The sequence below is a fragment of the Sphingomonas kyeonggiensis genome (assembly GCF_030812785.1).
Classification (GTDB): Bacteria; Pseudomonadota; Alphaproteobacteria; order Sphingomonadales; family Sphingomonadaceae; genus Sphingomonas; species Sphingomonas kyeonggiensis_B.
Window position 1 is genome coordinate 800,621 of record NZ_JAUSTJ010000002.1, and the last position, 22,491, is coordinate 823,111.

At 65.8% G+C, this 22,491-nt stretch carries 20 protein-coding genes and 1 riboswitch; of the genes, 9 read left to right on the forward strand and 11 right to left on the reverse strand.

Going from position 1 to position 22,491, the window contains the following annotated elements:
* Positions 1 to 123: 123 nt before the first annotated feature.
* Positions 124 to 1,437, forward strand: coding sequence for a DUF418 domain-containing protein (locus J2W22_RS13295; RefSeq protein WP_307118721.1), 1,314 nt, complete (start codon positions 124 to 126; stop codon positions 1,435 to 1,437).
* Positions 1,438 to 1,607: 170 nt separating this feature from the next.
* On the opposite strand, the gene J2W22_RS13300 is transcribed toward J2W22_RS13295, so the two are convergent.
* Genes J2W22_RS13300 through J2W22_RS13310 form a run of 3 tightly spaced genes read right to left on the reverse strand, consistent with a single transcriptional unit; the run spans position 1,608 to position 4,777 of the window.
* Positions 1,608 to 3,227, reverse strand: coding sequence for a DHA2 family efflux MFS transporter permease subunit (locus tag J2W22_RS13300; protein ID WP_307118722.1), 1,620 nt, complete (start codon positions 3,225 to 3,227; stop codon positions 1,608 to 1,610).
* Between the two features lies 1 nt (position 3,228).
* The gene (locus J2W22_RS13305) at positions 3,229 to 4,338 is read right to left on the reverse strand and encodes an HlyD family secretion protein (protein ID WP_307118723.1); all 1,110 of its coding nucleotides are present in this window, start codon (positions 4,336 to 4,338) and stop codon (positions 3,229 to 3,231) included.
* Positions 4,331 to 4,777, reverse strand: a complete 447-nt coding sequence (locus J2W22_RS13310; RefSeq protein WP_307118724.1) for a MarR family winged helix-turn-helix transcriptional regulator — start codon at positions 4,775 to 4,777, stop codon at positions 4,331 to 4,333. Before J2W22_RS13310 ends, J2W22_RS13305 begins: the two co-directional genes overlap by 8 nt.
* 210 nt (positions 4,778 to 4,987) lie before the next feature.
* Here J2W22_RS13310 and J2W22_RS13315 point away from each other — a divergent pair, with 210 nt between their 5' ends.
* The 4 genes from J2W22_RS13315 (at position 4,988) to J2W22_RS13330 (ending at position 8,869) form a co-directional block, all read left to right on the forward strand.
* Positions 4,988 to 5,431 (forward strand): GFA family protein, encoded by a 444-nt coding sequence (locus J2W22_RS13315; protein WP_307118725.1) that lies wholly within the window; start codon positions 4,988 to 4,990, stop codon positions 5,429 to 5,431.
* Positions 5,412 to 6,176 carry an alpha/beta fold hydrolase gene (locus J2W22_RS13320; RefSeq protein WP_307118726.1) on the forward strand — a complete coding sequence of 255 codons (765 nt, stop codon included), beginning with the start codon at positions 5,412 to 5,414 and terminating at the stop codon, positions 6,174 to 6,176. Before J2W22_RS13315 ends, J2W22_RS13320 begins: the two co-directional genes overlap by 20 nt.
* 61 nt (positions 6,177 to 6,237) lie before the next feature.
* Positions 6,238 to 8,073: a M2 family metallopeptidase gene (locus tag J2W22_RS13325; RefSeq protein ID WP_307118727.1), complete on the forward strand. Its 1,836-nt coding sequence runs from the start codon at positions 6,238 to 6,240 to the stop codon at positions 8,071 to 8,073.
* Between the two features lie 55 nt (positions 8,074 to 8,128).
* A complete protein-coding gene (locus tag J2W22_RS13330) occupies positions 8,129 to 8,869 on the forward strand; it encodes an SIMPL domain-containing protein (RefSeq protein ID WP_307118728.1) in 741 nt (246 codons plus the stop codon).
* 116 nt (positions 8,870 to 8,985) lie between these two features.
* Here the strand turns inward: J2W22_RS13330 and J2W22_RS13335 are convergent, their stop codons facing one another.
* The 5 genes from J2W22_RS13335 to J2W22_RS13355 form a co-directional block, all read right to left on the reverse strand.
* A complete protein-coding gene (locus J2W22_RS13335) occupies positions 8,986 to 9,282 on the reverse strand; it encodes a GIY-YIG nuclease family protein (protein ID WP_307118729.1) in 297 nt (98 codons plus the stop codon).
* A gap of 122 nt (positions 9,283 to 9,404) precedes the next feature.
* Complete coding sequence (locus J2W22_RS13340; RefSeq protein ID WP_307118730.1) at positions 9,405 to 9,542, reverse strand: hypothetical protein; 138 nt, start codon at positions 9,540 to 9,542, stop codon at positions 9,405 to 9,407.
* A gap of 11 nt (positions 9,543 to 9,553) precedes the next feature.
* A complete protein-coding gene (locus J2W22_RS13345) occupies positions 9,554 to 10,999 on the reverse strand; it encodes an AMP nucleosidase (protein ID WP_307118731.1) in 1,446 nt (481 codons plus the stop codon).
* Positions 11,000 to 11,159: 160 nt separating this feature from the next.
* On the reverse strand, positions 11,160 to 11,411 hold the full coding sequence (locus J2W22_RS13350; RefSeq protein WP_307118732.1) for a hypothetical protein: 252 nt from the start codon (positions 11,409 to 11,411) through the stop codon (positions 11,160 to 11,162).
* Between the two features lie 77 nt (positions 11,412 to 11,488).
* Positions 11,489 to 11,971 carry a peroxiredoxin gene (locus J2W22_RS13355; RefSeq protein WP_307118733.1) on the reverse strand — a complete coding sequence of 161 codons (483 nt, stop codon included), beginning with the start codon at positions 11,969 to 11,971 and terminating at the stop codon, positions 11,489 to 11,491.
* A gap of 113 nt (positions 11,972 to 12,084) precedes the next feature.
* Here J2W22_RS13355 and J2W22_RS13360 point away from each other — a divergent pair, with 113 nt between their 5' ends.
* A complete protein-coding gene (locus J2W22_RS13360; RefSeq protein WP_307118734.1) occupies positions 12,085 to 12,645 on the forward strand; it encodes a YqgE/AlgH family protein in 561 nt (186 codons plus the stop codon).
* The gene (locus tag J2W22_RS13365) at positions 12,642 to 13,415 is read left to right on the forward strand and encodes a hypothetical protein (protein ID WP_307118735.1); all 774 of its coding nucleotides are present in this window, start codon (positions 12,642 to 12,644) and stop codon (positions 13,413 to 13,415) included. Before J2W22_RS13360 ends, J2W22_RS13365 begins: the two co-directional genes overlap by 4 nt.
* A 6-nt stretch (positions 13,416 to 13,421) precedes the next feature.
* Here the strand turns inward: J2W22_RS13365 and J2W22_RS13370 are convergent, their stop codons facing one another.
* From J2W22_RS13370 to J2W22_RS13380, 3 genes are all read right to left on the reverse strand, one after another.
* Positions 13,422 to 13,952 carry a hypothetical protein gene (locus J2W22_RS13370; RefSeq protein WP_307118736.1) on the reverse strand — a complete coding sequence of 177 codons (531 nt, stop codon included), beginning with the start codon at positions 13,950 to 13,952 and terminating at the stop codon, positions 13,422 to 13,424.
* 136 nt (positions 13,953 to 14,088) lie between these two features.
* A complete protein-coding gene (metE, locus tag J2W22_RS13375) occupies positions 14,089 to 16,389 on the reverse strand; it encodes a 5-methyltetrahydropteroyltriglutamate--homocysteine S-methyltransferase (protein WP_307118737.1) in 2,301 nt (766 codons plus the stop codon).
* A gap of 117 nt (positions 16,390 to 16,506) precedes the next feature.
* A riboswitch (cobalamin riboswitch) is annotated at positions 16,507 to 16,698 on the reverse strand.
* A 105-nt stretch (positions 16,699 to 16,803) separates the two neighbouring features.
* Positions 16,804 to 17,325, reverse strand: a complete 522-nt coding sequence (locus J2W22_RS13380; RefSeq protein ID WP_307118738.1) for a WG repeat-containing protein — start codon at positions 17,323 to 17,325, stop codon at positions 16,804 to 16,806.
* A 166-nt stretch (positions 17,326 to 17,491) separates the two neighbouring features.
* Between J2W22_RS13380 and ahcY the strand changes: the two genes are divergently transcribed.
* Positions 17,492 to 18,895, forward strand: coding sequence for an adenosylhomocysteinase (gene ahcY / locus J2W22_RS13385; protein WP_307118739.1), 1,404 nt, complete (start codon positions 17,492 to 17,494; stop codon positions 18,893 to 18,895).
* 416 nt (positions 18,896 to 19,311) lie between these two features.
* The gene (locus J2W22_RS13390) at positions 19,312 to 22,350 is read left to right on the forward strand and encodes a TonB-dependent receptor plug domain-containing protein (RefSeq protein ID WP_307118740.1); all 3,039 of its coding nucleotides are present in this window, start codon (positions 19,312 to 19,314) and stop codon (positions 22,348 to 22,350) included.
* The last annotated feature ends 141 nt before the right edge of the window (positions 22,351 to 22,491 follow it).

Genomic DNA, 22,491 nt, shown 5'->3' on the forward strand with positions numbered 1-22,491 from the left:
CCAATCGGTCTCGAGGACGAGACGTTGCGACAGGAGGCAAACCGTAGGCGACGAACATCGTCTTTACCGGGAATTGACTGATCGAGGTTAGACAGATGCGTTCACTGGGGTGGGTCGCGTCGCGTGGTGGAAACGAGCAATGCCGGATTGGCCCCGGTGCGGGGCAAGGCGCGCATCGATGTGCTCGACATGCTGCGCGGGATCGCGATCCTCGGCATCTTCTTCATCAACGTGCCGTACATGGCGGCGAGCGTCTGGACCTTCTCGGCAGATGTCCGGCTGATCGGCTGGACCGCGGCGGACCGCGACGCCTGGGTGCTGATCAACCTCTTCCTCGCCGGCACGCAGCGCTGCTTGCTCGAATTCCTGTTCGGCGCCGGCATGATGGTGCTGGCGCGCAAGGCGATGACGCCGGACGGGCCGGTGGCGGTCGCCGACCTCTATTATCGCCGCAACCTGTGGCTGCTGGCGTTCGGGCTGTTCGACGTGTTCGTGCTGCTCTGGCCGGGCGACATCCTCCACATCTATGCGCTCGCCGCGCTGTTCCTCTTCCCGTTCCGCACCCTGGGGCCGAAGACGCTCGTGGTGCTCGGCCTGGGCTGGGCGGTGCTCACCGGCATCGGCATCCCCGAATATGGCGCGCGCGAATATGCCGAGCGCACCGTGCTGGTGCAGCAGGTGGCGCAGGGCGAGCCTGCCGCGCTCGCCGAATGGCGCAAGCTCTCCGCCCATGTGCCCGACGCAACGCTGGTCGCGCGCGAGCATGCCGCGCATCAGGGCGGCTTGCTGCCTTATGCCAAGGAAGCATGGAATTACTGGAGCTACCTCGCCAGCAACTGGCTGATCTGGGACGTGCTGGAGGCGTTCTGCACGATGCTGATCGGCATCGCGCTGTGGAAATGGGGCGTGATCCAGGGGCAGCGCAGCGCGCGCTTCTATCTGTGGCTGCTCGCCTGCGGGTACGGCTTCGGCGTGGTCGCGCGCGCCTGGGGCATTTCGGAGACGCTGAGCTTCACCGCCGGCCCGCGGACGCTGTGGATCACCGGCGAGTTCGCCCGGATCGCGATCGGCCTCGGCCATCTCGCCCTGGTCAACCTGCTGGTGAAGGGCCGTGTTGGCGCCCAGCTGCTGGCGGTGTTCAAGGCGCCCGGGCGCATGGCCTTCTCGCTCTATTTCCTCGAGCAGGCGGTGGGGAAGTACATCCTGTTCGCGCCCTGGGGCCTGCTGCCCTGGGGCCGATATGGCTGGGCGGAATCGGCCCTGGTCTCGACGATCGGCATCGTGCTGCTGGTCGGTTTCGCCAACTGGTGGATGCGCTACTTCGTCAGCGGCCCGCTGGAATGGGCGTGGCGGAGCCTGGCCTATATGCGGTGGCAGCCGTTGGTGCGAAATGATCTGGGTGCGCACCCAGAGCTGCGAGCCCAAGCCAGCTCCTGAATATATTTCCGTCATCCCCGCGAAGGCGGGGATCCAGAATCACAGGCTGCGTGCTCGCCGCTTGCCGCCCGCAGTTCCGGTTAGCGTGCGCTCAGTTGCCAAGGCGCGCTTCGATTACCCTGGATCCCCGCCTTCGCGGGGATGACGATGACGAGATACAGGCGGGTCCCCTAGTGCCCCGCCGCGGCCGGGTCGTTCTCCACCTTGCCGCCCGGCTTCTGGAGCAGCACCACCAGCGGCACGCTGACCGCGGTGACGATCGCCATCAGCCAGAAGTCGTTGAGATAGGCGATCATCGCAGCCTGGCGGTTGACCTCGGCATCGACCATGCCGGTGATCATCGCGCCCTGCGCGCCCAGCTGCTGCATGATCACGCCCATGCCGTTCATCGTCTGGGTGGTGACGTGCTCGCCCAGATATTGGTGGCTGCGCTGGATGCTCTGCGCGAGCAGCGCGCTGACCGCGGAGATGCCCACCGACGCGCCGATATTGCGGGTCAGGTTGAGCAGGCTCGATCCTTCGGTGCGGAAATGCGGGGGCAGGCCGGCAAAGGCCAGGCCGTTGAGCGGCATGAACACCAGGCCCAGGCCAAGGCCCTGGACGAAGCCCGAGATGATGAAGGGCGTGCTGCCCATCTCGATCGTCCAGCCCGACATCTCCCACAGCGAGACCGCCGCGATCGCCAGGCCGATGCCCACCGACCAGCGCGGATCGAGCCAGCCGCGCTGAATCAGTTGCGCGCCCGCAAACATCGTGATCACCACGCCCACACCGCGCGGCATGAGGAGCAGGCCGGTGTCGAACACCGAATAGCCGTACAGGCTTTGCAGCATCGGCGGCAGCAGCGCCATCGTCGCCATCATCACCAGGCCGATCACCATCATGAAGAAGATGCCGGTGACGAGGTTGCGATGCTTCCACAGCTCGCGCTCGAACATCGGGTTCTTGCCGGTGAACAGATGGACGAAGAACATCCACAGCGCGACGACCGAGACGAGCATCTCGACCCAGATCTCGGTCGAGGAGAACCAGTCCTGGTCCTGCCCGCGGTCGAGCATCAGCTGGAGCGAGGCGATGCCGATCGCCAGCAGCGCGAAGCCGAACGCGTCGAACTGGCGCTTGCGGATCGGGCGCGAGGGGAGGAGCCACCACAGGATGGCGAAGCAGACCACGCCGACCGGCAGGTTGACGTAGAACACCCAGCGCCAGTTGAAATTGTCGGTCAGATAGCCGCCGATCAGCGGGCCCATGATCGGGCCGACCATGATGCCCATGCCCCAGATCGACATCGCCTTGGGCTGGTCCTCGGGCTTGTTGATGTCGAGCATCACCGTCTGGCTGAGCGGGTTGAGGAACGCCGCGGTGATGCCCTGCAGGATGCGGAAGGCGACCATCTCCTCAAGGCTCTGCGCCGCGCCGCACAGGGCGGAGGCGATGACGAAGCCGACGGTGGAGATCAGGAACAGGTTGCGCGAGCCGATCCGGTCGGACAGCCAGCCGGTGATCGGGATCGCGATGGCAGAGGCGACGATATAGCTGGTCAGCACCCAGTTGATCGTGTCGCGCGTGGCGCCGAGCGACGCCTGCATGTGCGGGATGGCGACATTGGCGATCGTCGTGTCGAGGATCTGCATGATCGTCGCCATCATCACGCCGAGCGTGAGCAGGCCCCGGTACTTTACGGGCAGGGCGGCGCCGCCGCCCGTTGGGGGAGCGGCTTGCGGGCGGGGAGGCGTGGGGGGAGACGCCTCACCCGCCCTGGTGGCGCGGCCGGGGGCAGCCGTCGCCATGTTACTTGCAGGCGCCGCTGAAGATCACCTTCACATCGGCCGAGAGGCCGGCGATCAAGGCGCGCTGGCTCTTCTCGTCGATCGCGATGCGCACCGGCACGCGCTGGGTGACCTTCACCCAGTTGCCGTTGGCGTTCTGCGCCGGGAGCACCGAGAATTCGGAGCCGGTGCCGGCACCCATCGACTCGACATGGCCCTTCAGCTCAAGGCCCGGATAGGCGTCGAAGCTGACCATCGCGCACTGGCCGACCCGCATCTTGTTGAGGTCGGTCTCCTTGAAGTTGGCGTCGATCCAGGCCGGCTTGTCGGAAACGATCGTCACGGCGGCGAGGCCGGTGATCATCTGCTGGCCGACCTGCAGGCTCTTGGTCTGGCTGACGATGCCGCTGACCGGCGCGACCACGGTGGTGCGCTGCAGGTCGAGCAGGGCCTTGTCGAGCTGGACGCGCGCGGCGGCGATCGCCGGGTTCTCGCCCGGGACAGCGGCGCCGGTGGCGAGCTTGGCGCGCGCCTCGCTCGCGCTCGCCTGCGCATTGAGCAACTGCGCGCGCGCCTGCTCCAGCGCATGCTCCGCCGACTGGAAGTTCGCGCGGGTGGTGAAGCCCTGCTTCATCAGCGCGGACTGACGCTCGTAATTCTCCTGGGCGTTCTGGATCGCGTCCTGCGCCGCCTGGATGTCGGCACCCTTGCCCTGCGCGCTCACCTGGTCGGTGTTGAGCTGCACCTGCGCCGCGGCGATCGCGGCCTGGGCCTGGGCAACGGCGATCTTGTAGGGCTCGGGATCGATGCGGAACAGCACGTCGCCGGCCTTGACCGCCTGGTTCTCCTTCACGCCGACATAGACGATGCGGCCGCCGACATCGGTCGAGACCGAGCTCTTGTCCTGCTGGACATAGGCATTGTCGGTCGAGACGCTGTTGCCGCCGGTGAAGTAGAAATAGCCGACGATCGCCAGCAGGATCGCCGGCACGCCGAACATCAGTAGCGGGCGCAGCAGGCTGCGCTTCGGCCTGGCCGGCGCCTCGGGCGCCTCCGGGACGGTGGTGCCTTCGGTCGGGATGGTGATCTTGGTCTCTTCGGACTTCTCGATCTTCGGATCTGCGTCAGCCATTTGCGGCCTCATTGCCCTCTTGAACGTTGCTCAGATTGTCGCGGACCGTCTGCAGCGATCCTGTCAGTTGCTCGCGCTGCTCCGTCGTCAGGCCACGGAGCATGTCCTCGATCATCACCTCGGCCAGCACCTGCAGCTCGTCGAGCACCGGGCTGGCCTTGTCGGTCACATGAATCCGCCAGGCGCGGCGATCGGCGGGATCGCGACGGCGCTCGACAAAGCCGGCTTCCTCCAGGCGATCGACCATCCGGCAGGCGGTGATCGGCTCGACTTCGAGCTGATCGGCAAGCTGGCCCTGGTTCATGCCGGGATGACGCGACAGGATCTTCAGCGCGCGCCACTGCGCCACGCTGGCACCGCTGCTGCGCGCACGCTCGTCGAAACGGCGGCGCAGCAGGCGCGCGGTATCACTCAGAAGGAATCCAAGACTCTCGGCCATAGCGCGCACATAATAAGCATACTTATAGATTGCAATCTGCAACCAGAGTGCATTGTGCGATGCGGCAATTGCGTGGGGCGCAATCCAACCTAATCCGTCATCCCGGCGAAAGCCGGGATCTCAGGCGGAGGCGGGAAAAGAGCCGCACGAGATCCCGGCTTTCGCCGGGATGACGACCAGAGGTAGAATGGGAATGAGGAGAGCGCCGACATGGCAGAGGAAATGACCGGTGGCTGCCAGTGCGGCCGGGTGCGCTACACGGCGCAGGTCGCGGACAACGAGGCCTATCTCTGCCATTGCCGCATGTGCCAGCGCGCCACGGGCGGCGTGTCGATCGCGTTCAAGAATATGCGCAAGGCGGACGTCCGCTGGGAGACCGAGCCCGATCGCTATGCCTCCTCGCCGATCGCCCAGCGCGGCTTCTGCCGGGAATGCGGCACGCCGCTCACTTACGAAGCGCATGGCCATCCCCATATGGACCTGACCGTCGGCAGCTTCGACGCGCCCGGCCGCTTCATGCCCACCGAGCATTCGGGGTGCGAGAGCTGGCACCGGGCGTGGCTTGACACGAGCCACCTGCCGGCATCACGGACCGACGAGAACCCGAGCCTCGTCAAACGCTGGATGGACAAAGTTGGCCGACTTCCCGACTGAAACGCACCGCTTCCAAAGCTTCGACGGCACCGAGCTGGCCTGGACCGAGATGGGGCAGGGCAGGGATGCGGTGCTGATCCACGGCTATGCCTCGACCGCGGAGATCAACTGGATCCGCTACGGGCATGCCGCCAAGCTTGCGGAGAAGGGCTTCCGGGTGATCATGCCCGATCTGCGCGGCCACGGGATGAGCGCGGCGCCACACGACGCGGCCAGCTACCCGCCCGACGTGACCGCGCGCGACGGCCTGGCGCTGGTCGAGCATCTCGGGCTCAGCGATTACGACCTGGGCGGCTATTCGCTCGGCGCGCGCACCACGGTGCGGATGATCGTCGATGGCGGCGCCACGCCGCGCAAGGTGATGCTCGCCGGCATGGGGCTTTCCGGCCTGGTCGCCGCGTCGCGCACCGGCACCTATTTCCGCCGCATCCTCACCAATCTCGGCAGCTTCGAGCGCGGCTCGAGCGAGTGGCTGACCGAGGCGTTCCTCAAGACCTCCAAGGCCGATCCGCTGGCGCTGCTGCCGGTGCTCGACACCTTCGTCGACACGCAGGAGGCGCATCTGCAGCGGCTGACCGAGGAGACGCTGGTCGTCGCGGGCGTGGAGGACGATCACAACGGCTCGGCGCACGAGCTGGCCGACCTGCTGCCCAACGCCACCTTCGTCGAGATTCCCGGCAACCACATGAGCGCCGTCACCCGGCCCGAGCTGGGGCGCGCCATCGCGGATTTCTTCGCGGCTTGACCGGCTGGCGGGGCGCGAGCATCGTCCCGCCAGCCAGAAAATCCGAGGGGAATCCGTTCAAATGATCCGCACCGGCATCTCGATGCTCGCGCTTGCCTCGCTGCTCGCCGCCGCCCCGCTGGGCGCGCGCGGCCGCGACGGCGACACCGTCCAGGCCGCACCCACCGCCGCCGAGGCCAAGGCCTTTGTCGCCGATGCCGAGGCGAAGCTGTTCGCCCAGGGCGTCGTCGCCGCACGGGCCGACTGGGTCTACAACACCTTCATCACCCAGGACACCGAGGCGATGACCGCCCGGGAAGGCGCGGCGCTGACCAAGCTTCAGGTCGATCTCGCGCTCCAGGCGGCGAAGTACAGCAACGTCACGGGGCTCGATTACGACACCGCCCGCAAGCTCGGCATGCTCCGCAACAAGATCGTGCTGCCGGCGCCGACCAGCCCGGGCGCGGCGGAAGAGCTCGCTGGCCTCTCGGCCAAGATCACCGGCATCTACGGCGCCGGCAAGGGCACGCTGGACGGCAAGCCGATCAACGGCAGCGACATCGAGGCGGCGATGGGCGAGGTCCGCGATCCCGCCAAGCTCAAGGAGATGTGGGTCAGCTGGAACGACAATGTCGGCGCGCCGATGCGCCCCGACTATGCCAAGCTGGTCGGCATCGCCAATGATGGCGCCAAGGGCCTGGGCTATGCCGATGTCGGCGCGATGTGGCGCTCGGGCTATGACATGGACCCGGACGCCTTCGCGGCGATGACCGACAAGATCTGGGACGACCTCAAGCCGCTCTACGTCGCGCTGCACACCTATGTGCGCCACAAGCTCAACGAGAAATACGGCGACGCGGTCCAGGCCAACAGGGGCCCGATCCGCGCCGACCTGCTCGGCAACATGTGGGCGCAGGAATGGGGCAATATCTACGATATCGTCGCGCCGCCGGGCGCTGGAAATGTGGGCTATGATGTGGGTGAGCTGCTCAAGGCGAAGAGTTACGACCATATCAAGATGGTCAAGGCGGGCGAGGGCTTCTACTCCTCGCTCGGCTTCAAGCAGCTGCCCGAGACCTTCTGGCAGCGGTCGCAGTTCGTGAAGCCGGCCGACCGTGAGGTCGTCTGCCATGCCTCGGCCTGGGACATCGACAACGTCGACGATCTGCGCATCAAGATGTGCATCAAGGTCAATGCCGACGACTTCGTGACGATCCACCACGAGCTCGGCCACAACTATTACCAGCGCGCCTACAACAAGCAGTCGCCGCTCTACCTCGACGGCGCGAACGACGGCTTCCACGAGGCGATCGGCGACTTCATCGCGCTGTCGATCACCCCGGACTACCTCGTCCAGATCGGCCTGCTCGACAAGGGCCAGGTGCCGAGCGCCGACAAGGATATCGGCCTGCTGCTCCGCCAGGCAATGGACAAGGTCGCGTTCCTCCCCTTCGGCCTGCTCGTCGACAAGTGGCGCTGGGGCGTGTTCTCGGGGCAGATCCCGACCAATGGCTACCAGGCCGGCTGGGACAAGCTGCGCCTCCAGTACCAGGGCATCGTGCCCCCGGTGGCGCGCGACGAGAGCAAGTTCGATCCGGGCGCCAAGTTCCACATCCCGGCGACCACGCCCTATACCCGCTACTTCCTCGCGCGGGTGCTGCAGTTCCAGTTCTACAAGGCGGCATGCGACCAGGCCGGCTGGAAGGGCCCGCTCCACCGCTGCTCCTTCTACGGCAACAAGGAAGTCGGCGCGAAGCTCGACAAGATGCTGGCGATGGGCGCCTCCAAGCCCTGGCCGGACGCGCTGCAGGAATTCACCGGCTCGCGCGAGATGTCGGGCAAGGCGATGGCCGAATATTTCGCCCCGCTGAAGAAATGGCTCGACCAGCAGAACAAGGGCCAGACCCAGGGCTGGTAATCATTCGAGGGGCGGGCCGCTGGCTCGCCCCTTTTTCGTTCAGGGAGTTCCGGACATGCTCAAATATGCGCTCGTGCTCGCCTCGGTTGCCGTGCCCCATATGGCAATGGCCCAGTCCGCGCCGGTGGACGGTCCGGTGGCGGTGGAGATCGTCTCCACCGGACAGGTCAAGGTGCCGGCCAACCGCTTCCGCTTCTCGGTGAAGGTCATCGGCAAGGGCGCGGACGAGAAGGCGGCGGAGGCTGCGCTGGCGGCCAACCGTGCCAGGCTGGTGGCGGCACTGGGCGCGAAGGGCATTCGCGAGGGCCAGCCCCTCACCGGCGCTGCCTCCAATCCGCTCGCCAGCCTGTTCGGCGCCTTTACCGGGCGCGGCAAGCCGAGCTTCTCGCTCGACGCGCTGGAGGATGGCGAAAAGCCGCAATCGACGGCGAGCGAGACGGTGTTCTTCGATGCGCCCAGCAGGGCTGCTGCGACCGCTGCCAAGCCTGTGGCGGAGGCGAGCGGCGCCAAGATGGATGACGATGTGATCGCGCTGCTCGACGATTATGTCGGCCCGACGCGCCAGGCCAAGGCGGACGCCATCGCCAAGGCGCGCGGCGAGGCGGCGGCCTATGCGTCCGCGCTGGGACTGCGCAAGGCGTCGATCGTGCGGATCAGCGAGAAGCAGGACATGGTCGCCGGTTCGATGAGCTTCTTTCTCGAGCTGATCGGCATGTTCGCCAGCAAGCCGGGCGCGGGCTCGGATAGCGTGACGGTGAACGCCAACCTGTCGGTGGAATTCCAGCTCAGCCGGTGAGGCGGGCTCCTATGGGAAAGCAATGCCAGCTGCGGGACTGGTAATTGGAGGCTGGACAGGGGATCAGCGCCCTCCTTTCCGTCACCCCGGGCTTGACCCGGGGTCCCGCTTCTTCCTCAGGCGTGCATTTCGGAAAGGTCATACCATTCCGGATTGCCAGTTTCGATCAGCGCAAACTTCCATTCTCGTCGCCAGCGTTTCACCCGCTTCTCATGGGCGATGCAATCGGTAATCGAGGGAGCCTGCTCCGCCCAGACGAGACGATCGAGCCCGTAGCGACGGCAGAAATCCGAACCGTCCCCGGTCCTGTGTTGATGAACACGTGCGGCGAGGTTGGCGGTCACGCCCACATAGATCGTGCCGCGATAACGATCGGCCATCATGTAGACCCAGCCGCCACATTCCATTTGCATAAGACATAAGAAGCGGGACCCCGGGTCAAGCCCGGGGTGACGAATGGAAGAATGCCGGATTCGACAAAGTCACGCCTGCCCGAGCAGCGACCTCGCTTCTGCGCGTCTTGAAGGCTGTATCTTCAAGCCTCCGGCGCGTCTCCGTCCGGGATCATGTTCTCGTCGATAATCTGCGCGTCCCACTCCGCCGAACTGTCGGTACCGTCTGGCTGGTGCGCGCGCGGTGCTTCGGCTTCGGGCTGCTCCTCGGGGTCGATCATCGCAGGTCTCCTTATCTGAACGGCGGCTCGTTGAACGCGCGCAGCTTGCGCGAGTGGAGGCGGGGGCCTTCGCGGCGCAGTTCCTCGCAGGTCTCGATGCCGATCTTGAGGTGCTCGGCGATCGCGCGCTCGTAGAAGCGATTGGCCTGGCCCGGCAGTTTCAGCTCGCCGTGGAGCGGCTTGTCCGAGACGCAGAGCAGCGTCCCATAGGGCACGCGGAAGCGATAGCCCTGCGCGGCCAGCGTGGCGCTCTCCATGTCGATTCCCACCGCGCGACTCAGCGAGAAGCGCAGCGCAGACTTCGAGTAGCGCAGCTCCCAGTTGCGGTCATCGGTGGTGACGATCGTGCCCGTGCGCAGCCGCTGCTTGAGTTCCTCGCCCGACTGGCCCGAGACCGTCTCGGCGGCGCGAGCCAGCGCGAGCTGGACTTCGGCGATGGCCGGGATCGGGATCTCGGGCGGCAGCACGTCGTCCATGATATGGTCGTCGCGGAGGTATGCGTGGGCGAGGACATAGTCGCCGATCCGCTGGCTCGGGCGCAGGCCGCCGCAATGCCCGATCATCAGCCAGGCCTCGGGACGCAGCACCGCGAGGTGATCGGTGATCGTCTTGGCGTTGGACGGGCCGACGCCGATGTTCACCAGCGTGATGCCCGTGCCGTCCCGGGCCATCAGGTGATAGGCCGGCATCTGATGCCGCCGCCATGCCGAGGTGTCGTTGAGCAGCCGGTCGGTATCGTCCCCCGCTTCGACCAGGATGCCGCCCGCGCCCGAGACGCCGGTGAAGCGGGAGCCTTCGCCGAGCTGATCGACCGCCCAGCGGACGAACTCGTCGACATAGCGGTGATAGTTGGTGAACAGGATGTACTGCTGGAAATGCTCGACCGGCGTGCCGGTATAGTGGCGCAGGCGCGCCAGCGAGAAATCGGTGCGCAGTCCATCGAACAGCGCCAGCGGACGGGTCTCGTCCACCGACATCCACAGCCCGTCGGCGATCTCGTCGCCGATATGCGCCAGCTCGGTCGCCGGGAAGTGGCGGCCCAGCTCGGTGACCGAGATCTGGTCCATCGCCGCGATATGGCCGGGATCGAGCACATAGGGGAAGGGGATCTCCTGCCGCCCGGTGACGGCATGGACCTCTACGTCATAGTCCTCGATCAGGAAGGTCAGCTGCTCGGTGAGGTAGCGGCTGAACATCGCCGGGCGGGTGACCGAGATGCGATACTCGCCTTCCTCGACCAGCCGGCCGAACGAGCGGCGCGGGGTGGGGCGGTTGCGGTCGGTGCCGCCGCGATAGGTGAGGCGGAGCTCGGGATAGGCGAAGCTGCCGTCCGTCCGGTCCTCCGGACTCGGCGGCGTGCCGTCGTTGATATAGCGGTTCAGGGCGGCTTTGAGGCGATCGACCGAGGCGTTGTAGAGGCGCTCGAGATCGGCGACGATATCGGATGCTTGAGTCATCTTGCAGGGCTAGTGCCCAAAGATGACGCTGGCAAGACTGCCCTTCAAAAGCCCCTCTCCTTCAGGGGGGGGGGTGGGGAGGGGCAGTGCGGTGGGCGGCGCCTCTGCGAGACATCCCCCACCCCAAACCCCTCCCCTGAAGGAGAGGGGCTTTCACAGGTTACTTCTTTGCCTTCGGTGCCGGCTCCTTGTCGCCGCCCAGCTGGGTGGCGGCATAGGCGGCCCCGCCGACGGCAGCCGCGACGCCCGCGGCGATACCCGCCGCTGCGATCGGGTGCTCCTTCACCGCGGTGACGGTGGCATCGACCGCGTCGCCGATCGCTTCCTGCGCCTGGGCGAGGAAGCTCTTCGCGTTCTCGGTCGCTTCTTCCAAAGTCGTCGGCGTAGCGTTGGCAGTTTCGGTATCGGCCATGACGGTCCCTTTCTGAAGTGCTCGCCGAATCAACTCCGGCGAGCCTCCGACGGTTCCGTTACGCCACCGTGTTCAGATCACAGCTTGCCGAGCAGATAATCGGCCGAGCTGACTTCGAACTGGCCCGGCGCCTCGACGTTGAGCTGCTCGACCACGCCGTCATTGACCAGCATCGAGAAGCGCTGGCCGCGCGTGCCCATGCCGAACTTCGATCCGTCCATGGTCAGGCCGATCGCCTTGGGGAAATCGCCATTGCCGTCGGCGAGCATCGTCACCTTGCCGGCGACGCCGCTCTGCTGGCCCCAGGCGCCCATCACGAACGCGTCGTTGACCGCGGTGCAGGCGATTTCGTCCACGCCCTTCGCCTTGATCTCCTCGGCCTTCTCGACAAAGCCCGGCAGGTGCTTGGCCGAGCAGGTGGGGGTGAAGGCACCCGGCACCGAGAAGAGCGCGACCTTGCGGCCGGCGAAGAAATCGTCCGAGGCGATCTGCTCGGGGCCGCCCTCGGTCACCTTGACGAAATTGACGCTGGGGATGCGGTCGCCAACCTGGATGGTCATCTTGCTCTCCTGGAAATTCGAGTCTGGAAATTCAGTGGAGCCGTTCAATCGGCGCGCCGGGGATGATTTTCAAGCGTGGCGGAGCCGAAACGGTGCGGCTACGTTGATTGGCCATGGACTCGACGCGCTTCCTCACCGGCCAGTTCCTCCTCGCAATGCCGGGCATCGGCGATCCGCGCTTCGAACGCGCCGTGATCGCGATGTGCGCCCATGACGGGGAGGGTGCGCTCGGCATCGGCATCGGCGATACGATCGACGGGCTGACGCTGCACGACCTGCTCAAGCAGTTCGAGATCGAGCCCGGCCTCGCGCCCGACACCCCGGTGCATTTCGGTGGGCCGGTGGAGCCGCGGCGGGGATTCGTACTGCACTCGCCCGATTGGGGTGGGCAGGATACTATCGACGTCGGCGGGCGCTGGGCGCTGTCCGGCACCATCGACGTGCTGCGCGCGATCGCGGAAGGGACGGGTCCGTCCAAATGGATCGTGGCGCTCGGCTATGCCGGGTGGAGCGAGGGCCAGCTCGACAGCGAGCTGGCGCGGCACGGCTGGTTCAACACCGACGGCACGCCCGACCTGATCTACGACATCGACGCCGAGGATCGCTGGGCAGTCGCCTTTGCCGGCGCCGGCATCGATCCGCGGCTGCTCGCCAACAGCGCGGGGACGGCGTGAGGCATCTGGTACTCCTGGCTGGCGCGGTGCTGCTCGCCGGCGGTGTGGCGCCGCCGGAAGGGAAGGTTGTCGCCTCGATCGACCTCGCCAAGCCTTTTGCCGCGCGCTCGCCCTGGCGCCTGACCGCGACGCAGGGGCCGGAAGGTGAGGGCGTCGCGGGCAACCAGGAACCCGGCAAGATCGCCTTGTGCCTCAGCAAGGATGCAGGACATGGCTGCGATCCGGGACTGGCCGGCATGCTGCTTGCGGGCGAGCCCGATTACTTCTCCGACCCCCATTATCTCGATCCGCCGGAGATCGTGCATCCGGCACCCGGCCGGGCGCTGCTGCTCCTGCGGGTGGCGAGCGTCCATAGCGGCAACGGCAACCAGCGCGTCGCCATCCGGCTGCTCGCCTATGATCCCGCGAAGGACAGCTTCGTCACCGCCTATGCGCAGCGGACCGGCCGTAACAACAATGAGGAGATCCGCTATGTCGCGGACGGCACGCTCAAGGGCGCGGTGATCTTCGCCGAGCCGACGAGCGATGCGCCCTTCGGCTATTGGATCAGCGTGAGCCGGCCCGATGCCGCGCTGCGCTACAGGCAGGTGCTGCGCTTCCGCAGCGCGACCCTCTATGGCGATGGCAACCCGCTGGCGGCGATCGATTCCGAGATGCCGAACCTCCAGCAGCGGCTGGGGCTGTGGCGGCCGGGCAAGCCGCTGCCGCTGCCGGCCGGGCGCGCCTGCCCCAAGCCGCATCTGGTGAAGACCGTGCTCTGGTGCGGCTGACCCGGTTCAGTGCGTCGTGGCGGGAGGCGGCTCGTCGTCGCCGCGTACGAACACCTTGCCCTCCAGCAGCTTGATCCGCACCAGCGAGTCCTGATGCGGCGAGGTGCAGAAACTGCCGCTGCCCTCGACTTCGATCTTCTCGCCCGTCTCGCGCTGCTTCAGCACGATGCGGACCGGCAGGTCGCAGGTATCCGGGCCGCCCGTCTTGAAGCGGATCGTCGCCTTGGCCGGCTGCAGCGCCTCGCCGAACTGGTTGGCGCTCCACTGCGCCTTCTTCCCCGGCCGGGCGGCATCGACATAGAAGCCGATCGCGTCATAGCCGCTGGTCTCGTTGATGATGATCATGCAGCCCAGCTTCCAGCAATTGTCCCGCACCTGTTGGGGCGCGTTGCGGATTATCCAAGCACGCGCGGCCAGTTCTGGCGAAGCGCGCGGCGCTGGCGGCTCATCGCCTGACAGGATGTCCTGGCTATGGGCGGGCGCAGCAAGGGTGGTGAGGAGCGAAGCGAGCAGGGCGAACGCGGGGAAACGGAACATGACGCACTCACGGGTGGGGGAATGACCTGTGTATCCTGCGCCGCCACACCGTTTCCGTCACCAGCCATAATCTGGGGTACCGCCATTTTCGCCGAAGTTACCGCCCGGCCGTACCCTGGCCGGGCGGTACCAATCGTCAGGCCGGCTCGGCCACGCGGACGCGCAGGACCCGCGCCGCTGCGACCATCGCGTCGATCGCCGGCTTCACTTCCTCCCACTTCCGGGTCTTGAGCCCGCAATCGGGGTTCACCCAGAGCTGCTCGGGCGCGAGATGTGCCTGGGCGAGCCGTATCAGCTCGACCATCTCGTCGACGCCCGGCACGCGCGGCGCGTGGATGTCGTAGACGCCCGGCCCGATCGCGCTCGGATAGCGATAGGCGGCAAAGCCCTGGAGCAGCTCCATCTGCGAGCGTGCGGTCTCGATCGAGATCACGTCGGTGTCCATCGCGCCGATCGCCGGCAGGATGTCGTTGAACTCCGAATAGCACATGTGGGTGTGGATCTGCGTCGCATCGGCCACGCCCGAAGCGGTCAGGCGGAAGGCATCGACTGCCCAGTCGAGATAGGCCTGCCAGTCGCGCTTGCGCAGTGGCATGCCCTCGCGCAGCGCCGCCTCGTCGATCTGGATCGCCTTGCAGCCGGCCGCTTCCAGATCGAACACTTCGTCGCGGATCGCCAGCGCGATCTGCCGGCACGATGCCGAGCGCGGCTGGTCGTCGCGCACGAAGCTCCAGTTGAGGATCGTCACCGGCCCGGTCAGCATGCCCTTCATCGGCTTGGTCGTCAGCGACTGGGCATAGCGCCACCACTCGACCGTCATCGGCTCGGGCCGCGAGACGTCGCCATAGAGGATCGGCGGCCGCACGCAGCGCGAGCCATAGGACTGCACCCAGCCATTCACCGTGAAGGCGAAGCCGGCGAGCTGCTCGCCGAAATACTGGACCATGTCGTTCCGCTCGAACTCGCCGTGCACCAGCATGTCGAGCCCGGCTTCCTCCTGCCAGCGGATCGTCCGCTCGGTCTCCTCGCGCAGGAACTGCTCGTACGCCGCGCTGCCCAGATTGTCGCGATTATGCTCGGCCCGGGCGTGGCGAACCTCGGCGGTCTGCGGGAAGGAGCCGATCGTGGTGGTGGGGAAGGGCGGCAGGTCGAGCACTTCCGCCTGCACGGTGGCGCGTATCGCATAGGGCGAGGTCCGCTTGCGCATCGCTGCAGTCACCCCGGCCATCCGCGCCGCGACCTTCGGATCGTGGATGCGTGGTGAAACCTTGCGCGCAGCCGCCGCCGCGCTCGATGCGGCAAGCTTGTCCGCCACCCGGCCGCGCCCGCCGTTGAGCGCATCCTTGAGCGTCGCCAGCTCGTCGATCTTCTGCACGGCGAAGGCGAGCCACTGTTTCACTTCGTCGTCGAGCTTGGGCTCCAGCGCCAGGTCCACCGGCACATGGAGCAGCGAGCAGGACGGGGCCAGCACCAGGTCGCGCGTCGCCGCGATCGGCTCCAGCCGGTCGAGCAGCTTTTCCAGGTCCGCCCGCCAGATGTTGCGCCCGTCGATCACGCCGAGCGAGAGCAAGAGGCCCTTGGGTGCCGCTACCAGCACCTTGTCGAGTTGGTCCGGCGCGCGGACGAGATCGATATGCAACCCCGCCACCGGCAGGTTCACCGCCAAAGTGAGATTGTCCTCCAGCGCGCCGAAATAGGTGGCGAGCATGATCTTGAGGCCGAGGCGCGGCAGCTTGGCATAGGCGCGGGTGATCGCGGCGCGCTGGCGGTCGCTCAGGTCGGTGACGAGGATCGGCTCGTCGATCTGCACCCATTGCGCGCCGGCATGCTGGAGCTGGGTCAGCACTGCCGAATAGAGGCCGAGCACTTCGTCGAGATGGTCGAAGGGATCGACGTCGCGGCCCTTGGCCAGGCTCAGCCAGGTGACCGGGCCGAGCAGCACCGGGCGCGTCTCATAGCCGAGCGCTTTGGCCTCGCGATATTCGTCGACGATCTTGGAGGAAGAGAGGGCGAGTTGCTGCCCTGCGACCAGCTCGGGCACCATATAGTGATAGTTGGTGTCGAACCATTTGGTCATTTCCTGCGCGGTGTGGCCATGGCCGTGCGCGCAGGTCGCGGTCTCGCCCGTCGTACCGCGCGCCATCGCGAAATAGGTGCCCAGATCGGCGGTGCCGGCGGCGACGCCGTAGCGCTCCGGGATCGCGCCGAGCATCAGGCTGGTGTCGAGCACATGGTCGTAGAAGGAGAAGTCGTTCGACGGGAGCCAGTCGGTCCCGATTGCGGCCTGACGGGCCCAGGCGGCGGCGCGCAGACCGGCGGCCGATTCGAGCAGTTCGGCTTCGGTGGACTTGCCGCCCCAGAACTTCTCCAGAGCGAATTTGAGCTCGCGCCGCGGTCCGATCCGCGGAAAGCCGAGCGTGGCAACAGTAACGGTCATGGTCTTCATACCCCGATGAAGGGCGGGGGAGACCGGCATGGACACGCGCACGCGCCGCGAACGGACGGAAGGCCCGGCCGCGGCAAGCAGGCGGCCAGACCGGGCACCCCGCCGGTGGACGTTATCGCGTCAAGGGCAGGTCTCCTGGCTCACGGGTCAGCGCGGACGGTCCGTCTTCCCAGGGTTGCCCCCAGTGACATTCTGGACCGCCGCTCGCCGCTTACAGTTGCGGGGGCAGCGCCGGATTCGCACCGGCTTCCCGTCTTAGCTTCCGGGCAAGCCGGAAGAACCTTCGACGCCATAAGCATCCGCGCGTCGGGGTCGCGCGTCAAGGGTGATATAAGGATTTCTTTATGTCTTTATATCATGCATAAGTGGATGCGCTGAACTGTCGCCGGGGAACAAGAATGGGGATCACCGCTTCCCAGCCACTTCCCGACCAGCCCGGTCCACCCGCAGCCACCGCCCGCCGGCATACCAGTGATGCTCGCCATCCCCCGTCAGCGAGCATCCCATGCAGACTTCGGCAAAGCCCTTTTCGAACGGCATCGCCCCGTCATAACGCCGCGCGATCACCAGCCGCAGCGTCCGGTCGACATAGCCGATTTTGCCCTGCCACTCCGACCGCGCGCGCCCATCGACGAACGGATCGGCGCCATTGTCCATCGTCATCACCGGGGCGCTGCGGCCATCGCGGCGGACATAGTGGAAGCTCTTGCCGACATGGATCGCGGCCAATCCCCAGCGGTCAAAGTCCAGCCGCCTCAGATGCGCCGATGCCAGCCGGATCGTCCCATCCTCCGCCTGCGCCGCGCAGTTCTCGAACGTGTCGAGCTCGCCGTCGCGCGGGGCGTAGAAGCAGGGCAGGGGATAGCTCTGCTGTGCCGGCTCGGCCGGAGCTGCGAGCATCACGAGCCGAAGGATCAGCCACTGCATGGCGCGAGGCTATCATGCCGCCATGCCCCGCACAAAGACCGGCTCGCCGCGACATATAAAGATATCTTTATATCCGGGTTGCGCCCACGCCGCCGAGCCTGTAGGGCGCCCGCATCCGCAGCCGGCGATTCCCGGCGCGTAATCGATTCACATCTGGAGACCGCTCGTGGCTACCGTGCTCGACAAGGACTATGTCATCAAGGACCTCTCGCTTGCCGCCTTTGGCCGCAAGGAGATCGAGATCGCCGAGACCGAAATGCCGGGCCTGATGGCGCTGCGCCAGGAGTTCGGCGCCTCGAAGCCGCTCAAGGGCGCGCGCATCACCGGCTCGCTGCACATGACGATCCAGACCGCCGTGCTGATCGAGACGCTGAAGGAACTCGGCGCCGAGCTGCGCTGGGCGACCTGCAACATCTACTCGACCCAGGACCACGCCGCGGCCGCCATCGCCGAGGCCGGCATCCCCGTCTTCGCCGTCAAGGGCGAGACGCTCGAAGAATATTGGGACTATGTCATCCGCATCTTCGACTGGGGCCATGACCAGACCTGCAACATGATCCTTGACGACGGTGGCGACGCCACCATGTTCGCGCTGTGGGGCGCGCGCGTCGAGGCGGGTGAGGAACTGTTCACCCCGTCGAACGAAGAGGAAGAGATCTTCGTCGCCACGCTGAAGCGCTTCCTCGCCGAGCGTCCGGGCTACCTCACCAAGACCGTCGCCACGATCAAGGGCGTTTCGGAAGAGACCACCACCGGCGTGCACCGCCTCTACGAGCTGTCGAAGAAGGGCAAGCTCCCGTTCCCGGCGATCAACGTCAACGACAGCGTGACCAAGTCGAAGTTCGACAATCTCTATGGCTGCAAGGAATCGCTGGTCGACGCGATCCGTCGCGCCACCGACGTGATGCTCGCCGGCAAGGTCGCCTGCGTCGCCGGCTTCGGTGACGTCGGCAAGGGCTCGGCTGCGTCGCTCCGCAACGGCGGCGCCCGCGTGCTGGTCACCGAGATAGATCCGATCTGCGCGCTGCAGGCGGCGATGGAAGGCTATGAAGTCGTGACGATGGAAGAGGCCGCTACCCGCGCCGATATCTTCGTCACCGCCACCGGCAACGAAGCCGTGCTCACCGTCGATCACATGCGCGCGATGAAGAACATGGCGATCGTCTCGAACATCGGTCACTTCGACAGCGAGATCGAGATCGCCGGCCTCGCCAACTTCAAGTGGACCGAGATCAAGCCGCAGGTCGACGAAGTCGAGTTCCCGGACGGCAAGAAGATCATCGTGCTGTCGAAGGGCCGCCTGGTGAACCTCGGCAATGCGACCGGCCACCCGTCGTTCGTGATGTCGTCGTCCTTCACCAACCAGGTCCTCGCCCAGATCGAGCTGTGGACCAAGTCGGACGAGTACAAGAACGACGTCTACGTGCTCCCGAAGCACCTCGACGAGAAGGTCGCGGCGCTGCACCTCGACAAGCTCGGCGTGAAGCTGACCAAGCTCACCCAGAAGCAGGCGGATTACATCGGCGTCACCGTCGAGGGGCCGTTCAAGCCGGATCACTATCGCTACTGATTTCCGGCATTCTCATGCCGAAAGGGGCGTCCGCCACGCGCGGGCGCCCCTTTTTTGTGCCTGCGCGAAAGAAGACAGCCCAACGATGCCCGTTTGTGGCTGGGCCGTTGCCACGCGAGGAGTGCGGCGCGCGTGCCCAATCGGCTCACATAATTGCTGCAGGTGCGAAAAGGCGCGTCGCACCCCATTTTGGCGAAACCCGATTGCGCGGAACGGTACAGTGGTGTTGCGAAAATGTCGCTGTCTGTAACTGAATCGCCATTTTGCCCCGCCACGGGCAGGCTACTGTCCCCATCCATCATTGCGGCACAAATGGGCAACAAGCCAGCAATATTCGTATGGAACCGATGCCATCATCTCGGGGCTCGCACCGTTACGGCGGAGCGCCGATAATACGAATAAGGGGCAATATCTTCATGATCGCTAGTATAAAGCGCCGTGCGGCGCTGGTTTCGACGTCTGTCCTCGCGCTTGCGATGACGACCGGTACGGCCTGGGCGCAGAGCTCTGCGGACCAGACTCCGCCGGCACAGACCGACAGCACCTCGGCCGACCAACAGTCTGAAGAGACGATCGTCGTTACCGGCTCGCTCATCCCGCGGCCCAACGCGTTCAACGGAATGGAAGGACTGACCGTCCTTACCAAGGAAAACCTCACGGCTTCGGGCTATGCGAGCACTGCCGACGCGCTGCAGAGCGTCGCGGTCACGCAGGGCGCCGCTCAGATCAACAACGCCTATAGCGGTTTCGTCGTCGACGGCGGCACCGGCACCAACACCGTCGGCCTGCGTGGCCTCGGCCCGGCGCGTACCCTGGTCCTGCTGAACGGCCACCGCCTCCAGCCGGCGGGCACGCAGGGCAACGTCATCGCGAGCGACCTCAACGTGCTGCCCACCGCGCTGGTGAGCCGCATCGAAGTCCTCAAGGCCGGCGCATCGTCGATCTACGGTTCGGACGCCGTTGCCGGCGTCATCAACATCCTCACCGACACCGAGCTGAAGGGCATCACCCTGTCGGCCCAGGCCAATGTGCCGCAGGTCGGTGCCGGCTCGGACTACACGCTGTCGGCGTCGTTCGGCTATCAGGGCGATCGCCTCAAGCTGATCGGCTCGGCGGAATATAGCCGCCGCGCGCGCCTCACTGTCGGTGACGCGAAGTGGGCCCAGTGCCCGATCACCGGCTATCTGACCGACGGCGAAGGCTTCGGTTCGGGCGATTTCATCGATCCGGCCACCGGCCGCTCGAAGTGCTGGACGGTCGACAATGGCGGCGTCACGATCAACACGCTCGGCCTGCCCACCCAGTCGGCGATCGGCGCCACCTCGGGTGCGCTCGGCAACTTCAACCGCTTCCGTCCGAGCGCCGCTGTCGGCACCGGCGTGATCGGCTACGAAGGCGTCGGCACCTATGATCGTACTTCGTTCGATCCGCGCCTGCTCAAGGAAGACCTGATCTCGCCGCTCGAGAAGTACACGGGCTATCTGCAGGCCAGCTATGAGCTGGACGCGCTCGGCGATGCCGAACTGTATGTCGAGGTGCTCGGCACGCAGCGTCACAGCTCGACGGTCAGCTTCCGTCAGCTGTCGCTCGACTATCCGCAGTTCAGCCCGCTGCTCGACGGGATCACGGCTGCCACCGGTCGCCCGATCAACACCGGCAATTTCGGACTGCCGACCAACACCACCAACGGTGCGAACATCGGTGCGCGTGCGTTCATCGGCTATGGCCTGACCGGCACCGAGCAGGAAGTCAGCTTCGTGCGCGCCGCCGGCGGCCTGCGCGGCAACTTCTTCTTCAATCGCTGGAAGTACGACCTGTACTTTGCCAAGTCGTTCAACGACGGCACCTATTCGGGTGACCAGTTCCTGATCGACCGCATCGCCAAGTCGATGGACGTCGTCCAGACCGCTCCGGGCGTGTACTCCTGCCGCGCCGCGGTGGGTGGCAGCGATCCCAACTGCGTTGCCGCGCCGGCGCTTTCGGCCGGTGTCGTCGCAGGCAACCTGCCCCAGGCATATCGCGACTATATTCAGCAGAACGTCGTCGGACACACGAAGTATCGTGAGTTCAACATGTCGTTCAACGTCGGTGGTCCGGTGTTCAAGCTCCCCGGCGGCGATCTCTCGCTTGCGCTCGGTGCCGAGTATCGCAGCAACAGCATCAACGACCAGCCGGGTGCGGACAGCATCAACGGCAACATGCTGAACTACTCGTCGGCGACGCCGACCGTGGGCAGCGACCGCGTGTGGGAGCTCTTCGGCGAAGTCTATGCGCCGATCCTGTCGGACGTGCCGTTCGCCTATCGCCTCACCTTCGATGCCTCGGCGCGGTACACCAACTACCGTTCCTATGGTTCGAACACGACCTACAAGTTCCAGGGTGAATATCGTCCGTTCAAGGCGATCGGCTTCCGCGCCAGCTACGGCACGTCCTATCGTGCCCCGGCACTGGCGGAGCAGTTCGTCGGCGCGACGAGCGGCTTCCTCGGTTCTTCGTCGGATCCGTGCGACGACTATCGGAGCAGCTCGAACTCGATCATCGTGCAGAACTGCTCGGCGATCGGTCTTCCGACCAACGATCCGGCCGATCCGACGAACTTCCTCCAGACTGGTGGTGTGAAGGTCCTCGGCGTCGGTGGTGCGGCGACCGGCCTCAAGGCGGAAACCTCGACCAACTTCTCCGGCGGCGTGGTCCTGCTTGCGCCGATCCCGGCCAGCCTCGGCACGCTGCAGCTGTCGGCCGACTATTTCGACATCCGCGTGAAGAACGGCGTCAACCAGCTCAGCGCTGGTACGATCCTCAACCTGTGCTACGGCTCGGCGAGCTTCGATGCCAATGCCGGCTATTGCCGCCTGGTCGAACGTGAGGCCAGCGGTGCCCTCACCGTCACCACCAGCTATCTGAACCTCTCGACGGACGTTCGTCGCGGTCTCGAGTTCAACCTCGACTACGCGGTGAAGATCGGTCCGGGCCGGTTCACGCTGAACGCGGCGGTCACCAAGTATCTCGAGCAGTCGACCCAGCTGTTCGACGGTGATCCAGTGATCGACCAGAACGGTACCATCACGACGCCGGACTGGAGCGGTTCGTTCAACGCTGGCTATCGCGTCGATCGGTTCAGCCTTCACTACGGCCTCGACTGGATCGCCGGCGACAACAAGCGGACCTATCATGTGGCCGCGATCGACTCCGGCACCGGCATCTACAACCCGGCTGACGAAGAGTTCTATCGCGCGAACTACTATTGGAAGGTTCCGAACTACTTCCTGCACAATGTCTCGGCGACCTTCTCGCTGGACAAGTTCAGCCTGACGGCTGGTGTGCGGAACCTGTTCGACTCGGCGCCGCCGCAGACCAGCGTCGGCTGGACCAATGTGATCGGCAACACGCCGCTGTATTCGGGCTACGATTACATCGGCCGGACCTTCTTCATCAGCACCACCGCGAAGTTCTGATAGAAGATCCATATCAAGAGAGGGGCTCCGAGCGATCGGGGCCCCTTTTTTGTGCAATGCCGGATGGTGAAGTGTCCGCATCTCCGGGTTTCCATCCCGGCCGAGCTGCCTTCGGGGCCGGGTTCCTTCGCCAGCGGCGAT